General features: G+C 37.0%; 13 protein-coding genes. All 13 read left to right on the forward strand.

Going from position 1 to position 14,904, the window contains the following annotated elements; all coding sequences use genetic code 11:
* Positions 1-1,326: PRD domain-containing protein (locus RT405_RS09025; RefSeq protein ID WP_313469184.1), on the forward strand; the 1,326-nt coding region annotated here is incomplete at its 5' end.
* 23 nt (positions 1,327-1,349) lie between these two features.
* Positions 1,350-1,790 (forward strand): PTS sugar transporter subunit IIA, encoded by a 441-nt coding sequence (locus tag RT405_RS09030; protein WP_313469185.1) that lies wholly within the window; start codon positions 1,350-1,352, stop codon positions 1,788-1,790.
* Between the two features lies 1 nt (position 1,791).
* Positions 1,792-2,937, forward strand: a complete 1,146-nt coding sequence (locus RT405_RS09035; protein ID WP_313469186.1) for a mannitol-1-phosphate 5-dehydrogenase — start codon at positions 1,792-1,794, stop codon at positions 2,935-2,937.
* A 251-nt stretch (positions 2,938-3,188) separates the two neighbouring features.
* Positions 3,189-4,118 (forward strand): 1-phosphofructokinase family hexose kinase, encoded by a 930-nt coding sequence (locus RT405_RS09040; RefSeq protein WP_313469187.1) that lies wholly within the window; start codon positions 3,189-3,191, stop codon positions 4,116-4,118.
* Positions 4,119-4,345: 227 nt separating this feature from the next.
* Entirely contained in the window at positions 4,346-5,551 is a 1,206-nt protein-coding gene (locus RT405_RS09045; RefSeq protein ID WP_313469188.1) for a hypothetical protein, read from the forward strand.
* A 27-nt stretch (positions 5,552-5,578) separates the two neighbouring features.
* A complete protein-coding gene (locus tag RT405_RS09050; protein WP_313469189.1) occupies positions 5,579-7,189 on the forward strand; it encodes a gamma-glutamyltransferase family protein in 1,611 nt (536 codons plus the stop codon).
* A gap of 223 nt (positions 7,190-7,412) precedes the next feature.
* Positions 7,413-8,147, forward strand: coding sequence for a DUF975 family protein (locus tag RT405_RS09055; RefSeq protein ID WP_313469190.1), 735 nt, complete (start codon positions 7,413-7,415; stop codon positions 8,145-8,147).
* A gap of 221 nt (positions 8,148-8,368) precedes the next feature.
* Positions 8,369-10,177 (forward strand): oligoendopeptidase F, encoded by a 1,809-nt coding sequence (pepF, locus tag RT405_RS09060; RefSeq protein ID WP_313469191.1) that lies wholly within the window; start codon positions 8,369-8,371, stop codon positions 10,175-10,177.
* Between the two features lie 124 nt (positions 10,178-10,301).
* Positions 10,302-10,958 (forward strand): CAP domain-containing protein, encoded by a 657-nt coding sequence (locus tag RT405_RS09065; RefSeq protein WP_313469192.1) that lies wholly within the window; start codon positions 10,302-10,304, stop codon positions 10,956-10,958.
* A 118-nt stretch (positions 10,959-11,076) separates the two neighbouring features.
* Entirely contained in the window at positions 11,077-11,649 is a 573-nt protein-coding gene (locus RT405_RS09070) for a LacI family DNA-binding transcriptional regulator (RefSeq protein WP_313469193.1), read from the forward strand.
* On the forward strand, positions 11,571-12,041 hold the full coding sequence (locus tag RT405_RS09075; RefSeq protein ID WP_313469195.1) for a substrate-binding domain-containing protein: 471 nt from the start codon (positions 11,571-11,573) through the stop codon (positions 12,039-12,041). Before RT405_RS09070 ends, RT405_RS09075 begins: the two co-directional genes overlap by 79 nt.
* A 213-nt stretch (positions 12,042-12,254) precedes the next feature.
* Positions 12,255-13,532 carry an extracellular solute-binding protein gene (locus RT405_RS09080; protein ID WP_396163613.1) on the forward strand — a complete coding sequence of 426 codons (1,278 nt, stop codon included), beginning with the start codon at positions 12,255-12,257 and terminating at the stop codon, positions 13,530-13,532.
* 91 nt (positions 13,533-13,623) lie between these two features.
* The gene (locus RT405_RS09085; RefSeq protein ID WP_313469194.1) at positions 13,624-14,883 is read left to right on the forward strand and encodes an ABC transporter permease subunit; all 1,260 of its coding nucleotides are present in this window, start codon (positions 13,624-13,626) and stop codon (positions 14,881-14,883) included.
* Positions 14,884-14,904: the final 21 nt, after the last annotated feature.

Here is a 14,904-nt window from a genome sequence, read left to right on the forward strand (position 1 = left end):
GCTCCTTCCTCGGATACTATTGCAAGTTCGACGAGCTTAAGTATTGCAAAAGGAATTTTTCAAACTATCCAAGAACGCGAACCTATTGAAGTAAATAGAGCAGAAACTTACTTTTTAGCCCTGCAAATACAAGGGCTGAATGTTCATATCCGGCAGGAGTTTTTTTCAGAAGATTATGATGCCGATTTGAGTTTTAAGGTAAGTGAGTTAATTCGAAGAGTTTCTCACCAAATGAACTGGGATTTTAACCAAGATGAATCATTGTACAACGACTTATTAGCGCATATCTCTGCTGCAGTCAAACGGGCAATGGCACCTATGCCTGGAAATGTGACTTCTTTATTAAAAAAAATTCATTCACAGTATTATGAGTTGAGCCTTATAGTCGAAAAGAATTTAAAAGAAGTTTTTACGGACATTGACTTTTTATCCAACGAAGTTATTTATATCGTGATTCATTTTGCTTCTACTTATGAGAAGCTGATGGATAAACAAAATATTTCAGTATTGGTTATTTGTTCAAGTGGAGTAGGGATGGCAAAAATATTACAAAATCGGTTAAAGAAAAATATTTCAGAGATAACCGATATAGAAATTTCGCGTATTTCTCAATTGAATCAATTGGGTCTAGAAGACTATGATTTGATTTTATCTACTATTTTCTTGCAAGGATTCGAATCAGAATATAAAGTCGTTACACCTTTGCTGATGGATGACGAAATAAAAAGTATCCGAACATCTATCAAGCAACTTCTAACTGAGAAGGTGAAAAGACGACCATCCAATGTGAAAAATATAGTGGAATCTCCAACGAAAGAAAATGAGTTTAAATTATTTTATGACAAATTAACTTTGGTGAAGCAGTTGTTGGAACGATTCGATTTAAAGAGATGGCAAAGCTGTCGTGATATAGAAGAAGTGATTGAATCTATCTGTTTTGATTTAGAAGGAAACATACTTTCAAATCCAAATAAAATAAAATTGAAACTATTAGAGCGAATGAGGGTAGCGCCTATTGGGCTGCCAGGAACCAATATGGCGTTATTTCATTGTATTGATCCAGAAATAAAGGAACCTTACTTTGCTATTTATGAAATACCGGAAACGTTCGTGATGGATTCCATTGACAAAGGAACCATTAGAATGAACCGCGTCTTGATGATGCTTGGTCCTGATCCATTGAGCGAAACAGCTCAAGAAATATTAGGACTTATCAGTTCATCTATTGTTGAAAGTGATGTAAATTTAGAACTCTTCAATTTCGGTTCTAAGAAATCAATCAACACCTATTTAAATGCTTTATTTGTAGAGAAATATGAAAAATAGTTAATAGGAAAGAGGAAGAAGAAATGGACATTTTAAAAAAAGAGAACATTCGTTTAAACCAATCATTTGCAAATAAAGAAGAGGCTATCCGTTACGCTGGCCGCATTTTAGTTGATGAAGGATATGTGGAAGAAACCTACATTGAAGAAATGATTCAACGTGAAGAAAACTTAACCACTTATATGGGGAATTTTATTGCGATCCCGCATGGTACAGATAATTCAAAGAACATGATTAAAAAATCAGGACTCTCTGTCGTTCAAATTCCAAGTGGTGTTAACTTTGGAACAGAGGAAGATGAAAAAATGGTCAGTGTTGTTTTTGGAATTGCCGGTGTTGGTAATGAACATTTGGATATTCTTTCAAAAATTGCCGTTTACTGTTCAGATATAGAAAACGTTGTTAAATTGGCAGACGCAACTACAGCAGAAGAAGTTTTATCTGCATTGGAAGGGGTCGAATAATATGCAAGCTATTCATTTTGGCGGAGGAAATATTGGCAGAGGATTCATTGGAGAAATTTTATCTGAGAACGGGTTCGATATCACGTTTATCGATGTTAACAAAGAGATCATTGATGCTTTGAATCAATCTAAAGAGTACACGATCGAATTAGCTGAAGAAAATAAAAAACAGCTTACAATCAAAAATGTTTCTGGCATCAACAACGGTACCCATCCTGAAGAAGTCGTGGAAGCTTTTACACAAGCAGCCATTGTTACGACTGCAATTGGCCCGAAAATACTGCCGTTTATTGCACCGTTGATAGCTGAAGGGATTCAAAAACGGAAAGAAATGAGCTCTACTCAACCAGTGGATGTGATTGCTTGCGAAAATATGATTGGCGGAAGTGATTTCCTTAAAAGTGAAGTCATCAAACATTTATCAAGTGAAGAAATTCAATACGTTGAACAATACATCGGATTTCCTAATGCGGCCGTTGACCGGATCGTTCCTCTGCAAACGCATGAAGATAAATTGTTTGTTTCTGTTGAACCGTATAAAGAATGGGTCATTGATGAAAGTACTTTGAAAAACAAAGGCCTTAAGCTGTCAGGCGTCCATTACGCAAAAGATCTAGAACCCTACATCGAAAGAAAATTATTCACTGTAAATACCGGTCATGCGACTACAGCTTATACCGGAAAATATGCTGGTTATAAAACTATTGACGAAGCTTTAAAAGATGAAGAAGTAAAAACTCAAGTCGAACAGGTTTTAGGGGAAACAGGCGCCTTAATGGTTGAAAAGTGGAATTTCGATGCAGCTGAACATCAAGCTTATATTGAAAAAATATTATCTCGTTTCATGAATCCGTATATCTCCGATGATATTACACGTGTAGCCAGAACACCGATGAGAAAATTAGGCTACGATGAACGGTTTATCCGACCTATTCGAGAAGCAAATGAGAGGAATTTGTCTACAGATCATTTGATCAAAACAGTAGCGAAAATACTGGTTTACCGTGATGCTGCTGACGAAGAAAGTCAAAAGCTAGCTGAATTATTAGCAGAAAAACCAGTTGAAGAAGTGATTAAGGAAGTAACAAGCTTGAAAGATACAGCCTTGATCAATAAAATCACGGAGGAATACAATAAAATAGTCTAGTATCAATTAAATAGAGCTCTCAAAAAAAATCACCATTATTAGGCAGGAAGCGTCCTAATAGTTTGGTGTTTTTTTGTAATTAAGTGATTTAAAATAGACGTTCCAATATGACTAAGTGAAAAAGCGTGTGTAATTCATTATTTTCACTACTACAGGAAAGCTAATAAATGAAAGCGATACAGTTAAATGATACAATGGGAAGATAAAGAAAAGAGTTCAGAAAAATAATGCAGACGGAGGGAGAAAAGAGCATGATTTATACCATTACATTAAATCCAGCTATTGATCGGTTGCTATTCCTAGAAAAAACGTTGGTTAAAGAGAAAAACAACCGACTGAGCAAAATAGATTATGATTTAGGCGGTAAAGGACACCACGGTTCTTTTGCGATGAGCAAATTAGGGATAAAGAATCAAGCATTAGGTTTTTGCGGAACAACGAATAAAAGCAAATTAGAAAAGATTTTACAAGAAAAAGGGCTTAACCATGACTTGGTAGAAGTTTATGGTAAACCAACTCGAGAAAGTTACGTTATTTTAGAAGCCGGAGTCAGCGGCAGTATTCTGATTACGGAAAAAGGATTTAGAGTTTCTAGTTATGATATCGAATTGTTAACAGAACAGATTGAAGAAAAAATTCAAGAAAACGATATGGTTTTGATTGCTGGTTCACTGCCGCCAGGCTTTGAGTTAAGGAATTTAGAAGAACTGCTACAATTATTAAAAAAGAAAAACTGTTTTGTTGCTTGTGATCTTTCAGGAGCTGCATTAGCCAAGGCAGTTGAAGTAGGGGTCAACTTTATCAAACCGAATGCTTTTGAAATACAAGAAATTGTTTCGGAAGAAAATTCTTTATTGGATAACTTAAACGAACTGTCTAAAAAAGTAGATTATATTGTAGTTTCGCAGGGAAGTGAAGGCAGCATTTGTAGTCATGACGGGGAATTTTATCAAATTACTGCCCCTAAAGTGGTTGCGGTGAACGATACAGGTGCTGGCGATTGCTTTGTCGGAGCTTTTCTAGGAAGTCTCTCATTAGGAAAGTCTTTAGTCGAATCATTGGCATTTGCCAGCGGTTGTGCTGCAAGCAAAGTGCAATACACGAATAGTACGTCCTTCAGCGTAAAAGAGGCTAAATTACTGCAAAAGAAAGTCCAAGTCGAGAAAATACAAAATCATTAAAAATAGATAAGAAGCGCCATCAGCTTTCTCTTGAAGAGGAGAACAAAAGCTGATGGCGCTTTCTTTTTGGAACGACTTTTTGTAGGAGAAAAACAAGCACGAATAATGATTGACACCCCTTAGAAGATAATGTTACTATATGGCCATTGCATTAGAAAACGATTAGTTAAAAAAGTTTTTTCTAATCTGTTTATCTAAAAATTTGCAACCCAATAGGAGGAATTTTTATGCAGGATATTTTGACAGCTTTCACAAATGGGAGCTATTTTTATTTTTTAATTGTAGTAGGTATTTTTGCGATTGGTGATTTCTTTGGAATTCTTTCTAAAGCCAAAGTTTCATCCGTGTTCGTGGCCTTATTTTTATTCCTTATTGGTTTTTTAACACATGTTTTGCCGGCTAATATTATTGAATTAGCTGGATTGTCTGAGTTTGGTAGTTTATCTGCTGGGTTGTTGATTTTTCATATGGGTACGATGATCAATTTAAAGCAATTGACGCAAGAATGGCGTACCGTTCTGACGGCGATTGTTTCCATGCTGGTGGTTATGGCAGCTTGCTTAACAGTTGCGCCAATTGTTGGAATCAAAAGTGCTATTGTAGCCATACCTGTACTAAATGGCGGAATCGTTTCGACACAAATCATGAGCGGCGCAGCGACTGAGATCGGCTTAGCTATTCCGGCTGCTTTAGGTGTCGTGTTGTATGCTATTAAAAAGTTCGCCGGTTCTTATCCAGCTTCTTTTTTTGGAGTACGAGAAGCAAAAGAGGTTTTAGCTGTTTACCGCAGCAAACAAGCAACGGTATTGACCCCTGAGGAAGAAAGTTCTATGCAAGCAGATTTGCAAAAAAATGTTGGGTTTGCAGACAAACACAATAAATATTTTACTGACTTTATTTGTATGGCCATTGCTGTTTTCTTTGCTTGGATCGCTGTTTCGTTAGGGACAATTACTCCGATCAATTATTCGATTTGGGCCTTGTTGTTTGGAGCATTCATGAGTTATACCAAATTGATTCCGAGTAAAATCTTAGAAAAAGGAAAAGCCTCGGGTTTGCTTTCCATGCTGGTATTTGCAACGATTGTTCCTTCATTGGCTAATATTAGCACAGCAGATTTGCTCTCATTAGGCGTTTCCACGGTCTTATTGATTGGCGTTTCTTTAGCCGCTTTATATATTGTCTTTTATTTATTACCAGGCTGGAAGCTGACGAAGACTAAAAATCTAGCTATGGGCATTGCGATGGGACAATTTTTAGGTTTTCCCGCGACTTTTTTAATTTCAAATGAAATTGCCAAAGCAGTAACCGATGACCCTAAAGAACAAGAAATTATTTTAGATCATATTATGCCGGCATATGTAGTAGCTGGGCTGTCGACAGTCACGACTTTATCAATTGTGATTGCCGGAATTTTTGTTAATTTTTTATAATCTATTAAACCATAAAGGGGAATACATATGAAATTTGATCCTAATTTATTCCATTACGCATCAAGACGTAATTTAGTTTACGGTCACAAAGGAATGATTGGCAGCGCTAGTCCATTAGCTTCACAAGTGGGACTGGAAATACTAAAAAAAGGAGGAAACGCCATTGATGCAGCGATTGCTACTTCTGCTGCTTTAACAGTAGTTGAACCTTCTGGGAATGGTATCGGAGGCGATGCATTTGTTTTAGTTTGGTTCGAAGGGCAAATGTACGGCTTGAATGCCAGTGGAGCAGCTCCTGACTTAATGACATCAGAATCCATTGTAAAAAAAGGATACCAAGAAATCAGCAAGTTTGGGTTAGACCCGGTTTCTGTTCCCGGAATTCCCAGTGGTTGGGTAGCTTTATCTGAAAAGTTCGGTAATTTGCCTTTAACAGAAGTACTAGAGCCCGCAGCCAAAATTGCAGAAGAAGGATTTCCAGTTGCTAGCAATGTGGCACGTTTATGGAAACGGTACTATAAAATTTACTCAGCAGCGTTAAAAGATTACCCTGTTTTGAAAACTTGGTTTGATGTCTTTTGTCCAGATGGCCGACCGATAGAAGCCGGTGAAATGTGGTCTTCAATAGGACATGCTAAAGCACTACGTGAGATCGCCGAAACAAACGGAGAGTCGTTTTACCGTGGAAAAATTGCAGATGAAATCGATGCATTTTCACGTGAATATGAAGGCTACATACGCAAAGAAGATTTGGAAAAACACCAAGTGGAATGGGTCGATCCAATTTCAACCAATTACCGTGGATATGACGTTTGGGAATTGCCGCCTAATGGAATCGGTGTAATTGTCTTGATGGCTCTCAATATTTTGGAAAATTTAGATTTGAAAGGAAAAGACAATGTCGATACCTATCACAAGCAAATCGAAGCAATCAAACTAGCTTTCAGTGATGGGATAGAACACATCGCCGATCCAAAAGCAATGAAAGTTAAATTAGAAGCGATGCTGTCAAAAGAGTATGCCAAAGAACGCAGCGAGCTGATCGGAGAAGAAGCCTTGACTCCAGCTCCTGGCGAATTAGATAAGTCAGGAACGGTTTACTTCGCAGCTGCTGACAAAGATGGCAATATGGTTTCTTATATCCAAAGTAACTACACTGGGTTTGGTTCCGGCACCGTTTTGCCCGGCTGGGGAATCAGTTTACACAATCGCGGCTGTCAATTTACTTTGGAAAAAGGCCATCCCAACTGTTTGACACCCGGAATGCGGCCGTACCACACGATCATTCCAGGTTTTCTAACGCAAGGCGACACAGCTATTGGGCCATTTGGCGTGATGGGCGGACCGCTGCAGCCGCAAGGACATATGCAATTAGTCAGCAGCATGATCGACTTTCATTTGAACCCGCAAGATGCACTGGACGCTCCTAGATGGCAATGGATCAAAGGAAAACAGATTCAAGTTGAACCAAGTATGCCTTTCCATGTAACAGAAGCACTGATGCGAAAAGGACATGAAGTAGAAGTGGTCAATGAAACCATTATGTTCGGACGCGGCCAAATTATTTTGCGTGATAAAAACGGTGTTTTAGTTGGCGGAACAGAACCTAGATCAGACGGGTATTTATCAGTCTGGTAAACTACCACAAGACCGTATTCTTTCGCCTACCACTTAAAGTAAAAACCATACCCGTTCTAATTTTAACTAGTGGCAAGAGTAGTTTTAGACTGTACACTCTTACAACTAAAAAAACAAACGGATTAACTGACTAACGTTTGAAATCGAAAGGGTAGTTTTGGTATGATGAAGTTCAGATATGTGCTTATCTGTAAAAAAGATCAGAGTGAAAGGAACGGTTGGATTGGAAAATTACAAAAGAAGAGCTGAATTGAAACAAGAGGTTAAGGATCTCTTTCGAGGGAGATGGAAAGACGCTGTTTTGCTGAATTTAGTACCAACGATACTAACAGTAATAGTGGGCATCATCGGTATAATAGCTGTCATTGGCATAATGAATCAGCCTATGGATGTTTCATCTAGTTATCCGCCAAATTACGATAGCAGCTATTCTGATAATACAGGAACTAGTACGGGCAGCGGTATTATTGCCGCGTTGATTACGACAGGGATTTCTTTTACCTTCTTAGACTGGTTGCGAAAGCCAGAATTGCGTATTCAACCGTTTAAAAATGCTTTTCAAGTTTTCTCAAAGAAATATTTTCTAAGAGTTGTCCTCATTTACATTATTGTTTCGATTTTTACTTTTCTTTGGACGTTGCTCTTTATTATTCCAGGAATTATTAAAGGTTACTCTTATTCTCAGGCTTACTTTATCTATAAAGATCGTATGGAGCATTCTGAGGGCGAAAAACCATCTGCACTGGATTGTATTACTGAAAGCAGAAGACTGATGGATGGACATAAATGGGAATATTTCATCTTGCAATTAAGTTTTATTGGTTGGGGACTGCTTAGCCTTCTGACTTTAGGAATCGGATTCTTATGGCTAAATCCTTATATGAATGCCACTTATGCAGCTTTTTATGATAACTTATCTCAAAACTATTATGCAAATGACGAGATAGAAGTGTTTTAAAGTTAAAACATTTCATTGGCCGTAATAAGAGACTGGGCTGATAGATAAGAATAGAAACTAATCGAAGAACCTGCGGAATACCAGCAGGTTCTTCTTCGTTTTTCTGCTTGTTTAAAAAAACTATACTTGCTTTCGAAAATTAAGTGATATACTGAAATAATAGAAAATGAAGAGTTGATTAAATCATATGAATTAAACAAATGAAAAAGGAGCGAAAGAGAATGGCACAAGAAAAATTAAAAAATCGGGCGGATGTCCCTGAAGAATTAACGTGGGACTTGACTGCTTTATACGAAACAAAGGAAGATTTTGAAATGGCTGTTGAAGAGACAAAAGCAGCGGTAGATACATTTTGTAAAAAATATGAAGAACAACTAAGGAATGCTGCAACCATCATAGCAGCTTTAAAAGATTATGAAAAAATCATGGAAGCTGTTTCTTCAATAAATCATTATGCTTTCTTACCAGAGGCTACTGATCTTACGAATCCGGCTAATACGGAACTTTCTCGTTCTGTAAACAACTTATTGGCAGAAATGGAAGCAAAATTAGCTTTTTTCGATTCTGCATTGATGGCAAATGATACTGCGCTGCTCAATCAAGTTGCTGAGATAGAACCAGCTTTTGCACCTTACGTGCGCCATCTCAAAGAAAAGAAAAGTGTTCAGCTAGATCCGGCGGTAGAGAAAGCTCTAGCCCAACTTGGGCCGGTACTAAGTTCTCCAGAGTCGATTTACGAACAAGCTCGATTAGCCGATATGGATTTCGGTACATTTTCTGTCAATGACAAAGAGTACCCTTTAAGTTTTGTTTTATACGAAGACTATTACATGTACCATGCAGACACCGCCATTCGACGTGCAGCCTTTGATAAATTTTCTGCCGTCTTGGCAGATTATCAAAATGTCGTTGCTGAAACGTACTACACTCAATTACAAAAAGAGAAAACACTTGCTACCATGCGAGGTTTTGATTCTATTTTCGATTACTTGTTATTTGATCAAGAAGTAGAACGTGATTTATATAATCGCCAAATCGATACCATTATGAAAGACTTAGCTCCTGTGATGCAAAAATACATCACGCATGTTAAAGAGGTGAATGGGTTAGATAAAATGACTTATGCCGATTTGAAAATTGATTTGGACCCGGATTATGCTATAGAAGTAACGGTTGAAAAATCCAAAGAATTAGTAGCGGATGCGGTAAGTGTTTTAGGACAAGATTATGTAGATCGTATTTTAAAAGCTTATCCCGAACGGTGGGTAGACTTTGCTCAAAATAAAGGAAAATCAACTGGCGGATTCTGTACCAGCCCTTATGGCAAACATCCTTATATCTTAATGTCGTGGACCAACCAATTGTCTGATGTCTATACTTTGATCCATGAATTTGGCCATGCCGGACAAGGGTTATTATCAGCTGAAGCCAACTCTATTCTTGGCGAGAATCCATCCCTTTATTTAATCGAAGCACCTTCCACTTTCAATGAGTTGTTATTGACCGATTTATTGAAACGACAAAGCAAAGATGATCGGATGGAGCGTTTTGCCTTAACGAATATGCTGACAAATACGTACTTCCATAACTTTATTACTCATTTGTTGGAAGCAGCATACCAAAGAGAAGTCTACCAATTAATTGATGATGGCACAGGTTTTGACGCAGCGAAATTAAGCGAGATCAAACGGTCTGTGTTGACGCAATTCTGGGGAGATGCTGTGGAGATCAATCCAGGAGCTGAATTAACTTGGATGCGTCAAAGCCATTACTATATGGGATTATATTCTTATACGTATTCGGCAGGATTAACGATTGCAACACAAGCATTCTTACGGATCAAAGAAGATGGGCAGCCGGCTGTTGAACAATGGTTAACCTTTTTAGCGTCAGGTGATCAATTTAAACCTGCTGAAGCAGCACAACTTGCAGGTGTGGATATCACGACTTCTCAACCGTTGAATGATACAATTGCGTATCTAAATGAATCAGTAGACAGAATCATTGAGTTAAGTAAAAAAATCAATTAAAGATAGACAATCCAAAAATGAATCATACTCTCAAAAGCAGATTTTTTTGAGTAGGGTTCATTTTTAGTAGTTTTTTAAGTTTTTTCTGTTACAATAATGGTCAATTAAAGAAAGGACGGATGGGATGAAACGTTTTTTTTCTTCTATCGTATTGATCATGATAGCTGTTGTGGTAGGTTTTTGGCTAAGTAGTGCCAATGTGTTAGAAGGCACAAAAATTGGAGAGATCCTTTCAGCTATTGTCACAAGGATTCCCGCTCCAGCACTTAATGAAGCTCAGATCGAAACGACTAGCCTCTTAACGGATTCCAGTTCCACATCTTCATCTGCTGCTCAAAGTATTGATGAAACAACGGCATCGATTGATTACCAATTGATTGAAAATCAAATCTTGGAATCGCTGAATCAGTTGCGTCGAGAAAAAAATTTACCAGAATTGAAAGTAAATGAACAACTCCAAAAAGCCAGTCGAAAAAGAGCTCAAGAAACAAAAGAATTATTCTCGCATACTCGGCCGGATGGCAGTGATACCTTTACTGTTTTAACAGAACCCGAATACCAATATACCTATCAATTAGCAGGTGAAAATATCGGGATGGCTACCTATTACTTAGATGAAAAGGGAATGGCTGAACTGTTATTTAATGGTTGGAAAGAAAGCACAGGGCACTATGAAAATATGGTTCGCAAAGAGTTTACAGAAGTTGGAATCGGCGTGTATTATGATGGAGAAACCCTATATGCTGCACAATTATTTGGTACACCTATGCCAGAGCAATAAACAGTTTATATGCTAAATAGTTATTTTTTTACTAAAATATTTTATTTATGTTTAAAATATTTTTGCTTTAAGATATACTTGACTAATAATAAGTAATCAGGCAGGAGTGTGAATGAACATGGCGACAATTAAAGAAGTGGCGAAAGAAGCGGGTTTTTCTATCGCCACTGTTTCTCGTGTTTTGAACAATGATCCAAAATTGTCTGTTGGGTCCGATACAAGAGAAAAAATATTTGAAGCAGCAGACAAATTGGGTTATCGAAAAAAAATTATTCAACCACAAATAAAAAATATCGCTTTTTTATATTGGCTAACAGATAAAGAAGAACTAGAAGATATTTATTTTAAACAAATAAGATTAGAAATTGAAACGTTAGCTAAAAGTAATAATATTGAATTAACGACTTATAAAATTACAGATGGTATAAATAAAATTCCGAGTAATATTGAAGGTTTTATTGCGGTTGGAGGTTTCTCTTCAAAAGAGTTATCTTATCTGCGGAATTTGACCTCTTGTGGAGTATTTATAGATACAACACCAGATCCGGATCATTACGACTCGGTACGTCCTGATATTTCTTTATTGAGAAAGGGCATAAGGAAATCGGCTTTATCGGTGGAACTTACCATAATCCTGATACTGATGAAGATCAAATGGATATTCGTGAGCGCAAATTTCGCCGTTATTTAGAGAGTAAAAAAATGCTGAAAGAAAATTATGTTTTTAGTAAAAGACGTTTTTCTGTCCAAACGGGTTATGACTTAATGAGACAAGCTATAAAAGAATTAGGTGAAAACTTACCTACAGCTTTCTTTGTTGCTTCAGATCCAATTGCAGTTGGTTGCCTGCAGGCGCTGAATGAAGCGGAGATTTCTGTCCCTAATAGAACAAGCGTTATTAGTATAAACAATATTAGCGTAGCAAAATACGTTTCTCCACCATTGACGACTTATGCTATTGATGTGAATGAAATGAGTAAAAATGCTATTGATTTATTATTAGAACGGCTTCTAAAAAAACGGAAAATAGTTAAAACAGTCACTTTAGGATCAGAATTAATCATCCGTAAGAGTACGAATTGAATAGAAAAATAAATAAAAAATGTCTTTTTTTATATAACCTGTGTGAATGTGGGAATATAAAATAGGCGTTTTTATTTTTACTAAAATTTATTACTAAAATATTAAAACATTTTATTTACTATTTTACTAAGCTGTGATATATTATTTATGGAAAGCGATTACAAAATGTATTCTTGTGAGCGCTTTTAAAAACCATAAAGGAGTGTTTGCAGAATGAAAGGGTACAAAAAAATAATGGGTTTAGTAGGAACTCTTACACTTGGATTAGCGTTAGCTGGTTGCGGCCCGAATGAAAGTAGCTCAGAAAATTCAAATACGAATACCGATAAAGAGAATAATCACTTATTAGTATGGGAAGATGTTGAAAAATCAGATGGAATTGAAGAAGCGATAGCAGCTTTTGAAAAGGAACATGATGTAACTATTGAAGTAGTAGAAAAAGCTTATGCTAAACAAAACGAAGATTTGCGTTTAGATGGACCAGCTGGAACTGGACCAGATATTGTTACGATTCCTGGAGATCAAATTGGTACATTGGTAACAGAAGGATTATTGAAAGAGCTAAGTGTGGATGAAGCTACTCAATCCATTTATACCGATGTCGCAATGCAATCACAGATGGTCGATGGCAAAGTATATGGTTTACCAAAAGCAGTGGAAACGACCATGTTGTACTACAATAAAGATATAGTCGCAGAAGAAGATGTACCAACGGATTTGAATGGCTGGTATGAGTTATCTAAAACATTGACAGATGGCGAAAATTTTGGGTTGCTTGCGTTATTTGATCAAATTTATTATGCGCAAAGTGTGCTTGGCGGATACGGTGGGTATATATTTGGACAAGATGATAAAGGCAACTACGATGTATCAGATATTGGGATAGACAATGCAGAAGCAATCGAAGGAGCTAAAGACATCCAAAAGTTTTATACAGAAGGGCTATTCCCAACCGGCTTGATTGGTGAGCAAGGTATTAGTGTGTTAGATTCTTTATTTTCTGAAGGAAAAGCAGCCGCTGTTATCTCAGGGCCGTGGAATCTTCAACCTTATAAAGAGGCAGGCATTGATTATGGGGTAATGGCTTTACCAAAATTATCAAACGGAAAAAATATGAGCGCATTTCTTGGAGTGAAAAGCTATAATGTCAGCACATATTCGAAGAATGCTGAGTTAGCAGAAAAATTAGTTGAATTTTTGGCCAACGAAGAAAATTCTAAAGTTCGATATGAAGTTACACAAGAAGTACCGGCAATCAAGTCATTAGTGAGTGATCCAGCAGTCACAGCTAATGAAAGTGCTGAAGCTGTGGCAGAACAATCTCAATATTCTGAGTTGACACCAAATATTCCAGAAATGAATGAAGTGTGGACTCCAGTAGATTCAGCGTTACAAACTATTGCAACCGGTAAAGCAACACCAAAAGATGCTTTGACGCAAGCTGTTGAAACGATTGAAGGACAAATCTCAGCTAACCATAGCGGCGAGTAAGTAATAATATCTGAAACTTGGTGCCTGCCTATAAATAGTGAAGCGGCACCTGTTTCATTTAAAGAAACTATTTTAGATAAAGAGGGTGAAGATGTTGAACCATCGAAAAAAAGCATTAGTCTTATCAATCATTCCTGGATTTGGTCAGTTTTACAATAAGCAATGGACTAAAGGACTGCTTTATTTAGGTTCAAGTGTAGCTTTCTTAATTGCATTTTTTGATTTATTAAATATGGGTTTTTGGGGAATCTTTACATTGGGGACTGAAGTACCGCGAGATAACTCCATTTTCTTATTGGCAGGTGGAATTATTGCCATTATTGTATCGTGCTTTGGTTTAGTCTTATATTATGCTAATTTACGAGATGCCTATGTCAATGGAAAATTAAGAGACTATGAACAGCCGCTAAGTTCATTGAAGGAACAATACCATCAACTGATCAACCAAGGGTATCCGTATGTTATCAGCGGTCCTGCATTGTTCGTATTGATCTTTGCTGTTATATTTCCTATTTTATTTAGTTTTGCTTTAGCATTTACGAATTACAATTTATATAATTCTCCGCCGGCTAAACTGGTACAATGGGTCGGTTTAGATACATTTAAAAATATCTTTACAGTTGATATTTGGCGTTCAACATTCATTGATGTTTTAGGATGGACAGTTGTATGGACTATTATAGCCTCTACATTGCAAGTTACATTAGGAATTTTCATGGCTGTATTGGTCAATCAAAAAGATTTACGGTTTAAGAAATTTATCCGCACGGTATTAGTTTTACCATGGGCGGTACCTGGTTTTGTAACGATTCTGATTTTTGCAGGGATGTTCAATGACAGTTTTGGAGCGATCAACAATACTTTGTTAGCAGGATTAGGAATTGATGCCATACCTTGGATGACTGACGCTACCTGGACAAGAGTTGCTTTACTAGCAATGCAAGGTTGGCTAGGATTTCCGTATATTTTTGTTGTAACGACTGGTGTACTTCAATCTATACCAGAAGATTTGTATGAAGCAGCTACTATTGATGGAGCTTCCTTTTTTGGTAAATTTAGACACATCACATTGCCGTTGCTATTAACGTCTATTTCACCAATTATCATTACACAATATACATTTAACTTTAATAACTTTAATATTATCTATTTATTTAATGGAGGAGGACCGGCAGCACCAGGATCAACAGCTGGCGGAACCGATATTCTGGTCTCCTGGATCTATAAACTAACGATGCAGTCTAGTCAGTATTCTCTTGCTGCAGCTTTGACGATTCTACTTTCTGTATTTGTTATTTCCATCGCATTATGGCAATTTAGACGAACCAATTCTTTCAAAGGAGGTGCTTAAATTATGAAAGATGCCAAAAAG

The sequence above is a fragment of the Carnobacterium sp. genome (genome assembly GCF_032094055.1).
GTDB lineage: Bacteria > Bacillota > Bacilli > Lactobacillales > Carnobacteriaceae > Carnobacterium_A.

What these genes read in the sequence shown, in the direction of transcription:
- RT405_RS09030 (WP_313469185.1), top strand. Translation starts at nt 1,350, where the DNA reads ATGGACATTTTAAAAAAAGAGAACATTCGTTTAAACCAATCATTTGCA.
- RT405_RS09035 (WP_313469186.1), top strand. Translation starts at nt 1,792, where the DNA reads ATGCAAGCTATTCATTTTGGCGGAGGAAATATTGGCAGAGGATTCATT.
- RT405_RS09040 (WP_313469187.1), top strand. Translation starts at nt 3,189, where the DNA reads ATGATTTATACCATTACATTAAATCCAGCTATTGATCGGTTGCTATTC.
- RT405_RS09045 (WP_313469188.1), top strand. Translation starts at nt 4,346, where the DNA reads ATGCAGGATATTTTGACAGCTTTCACAAATGGGAGCTATTTTTATTTT.
- RT405_RS09050 (WP_313469189.1), top strand. Translation starts at nt 5,579, where the DNA reads ATGAAATTTGATCCTAATTTATTCCATTACGCATCAAGACGTAATTTA.
- pepF (WP_313469191.1), top strand. Translation starts at nt 8,369, where the DNA reads ATGGCACAAGAAAAATTAAAAAATCGGGCGGATGTCCCTGAAGAATTA.
- RT405_RS09065 (WP_313469192.1), top strand. Translation starts at nt 10,302, where the DNA reads ATGAAACGTTTTTTTTCTTCTATCGTATTGATCATGATAGCTGTTGTG.
- RT405_RS09070 (WP_313469193.1), top strand. Translation starts at nt 11,077, where the DNA reads ATGGCGACAATTAAAGAAGTGGCGAAAGAAGCGGGTTTTTCTATCGCC.
- RT405_RS09080 (WP_396163613.1), top strand. Translation starts at nt 12,255, where the DNA reads ATGAAAGGGTACAAAAAAATAATGGGTTTAGTAGGAACTCTTACACTT.
- RT405_RS09085 (WP_313469194.1), top strand. Translation starts at nt 13,624, where the DNA reads ATGTTGAACCATCGAAAAAAAGCATTAGTCTTATCAATCATTCCTGGA.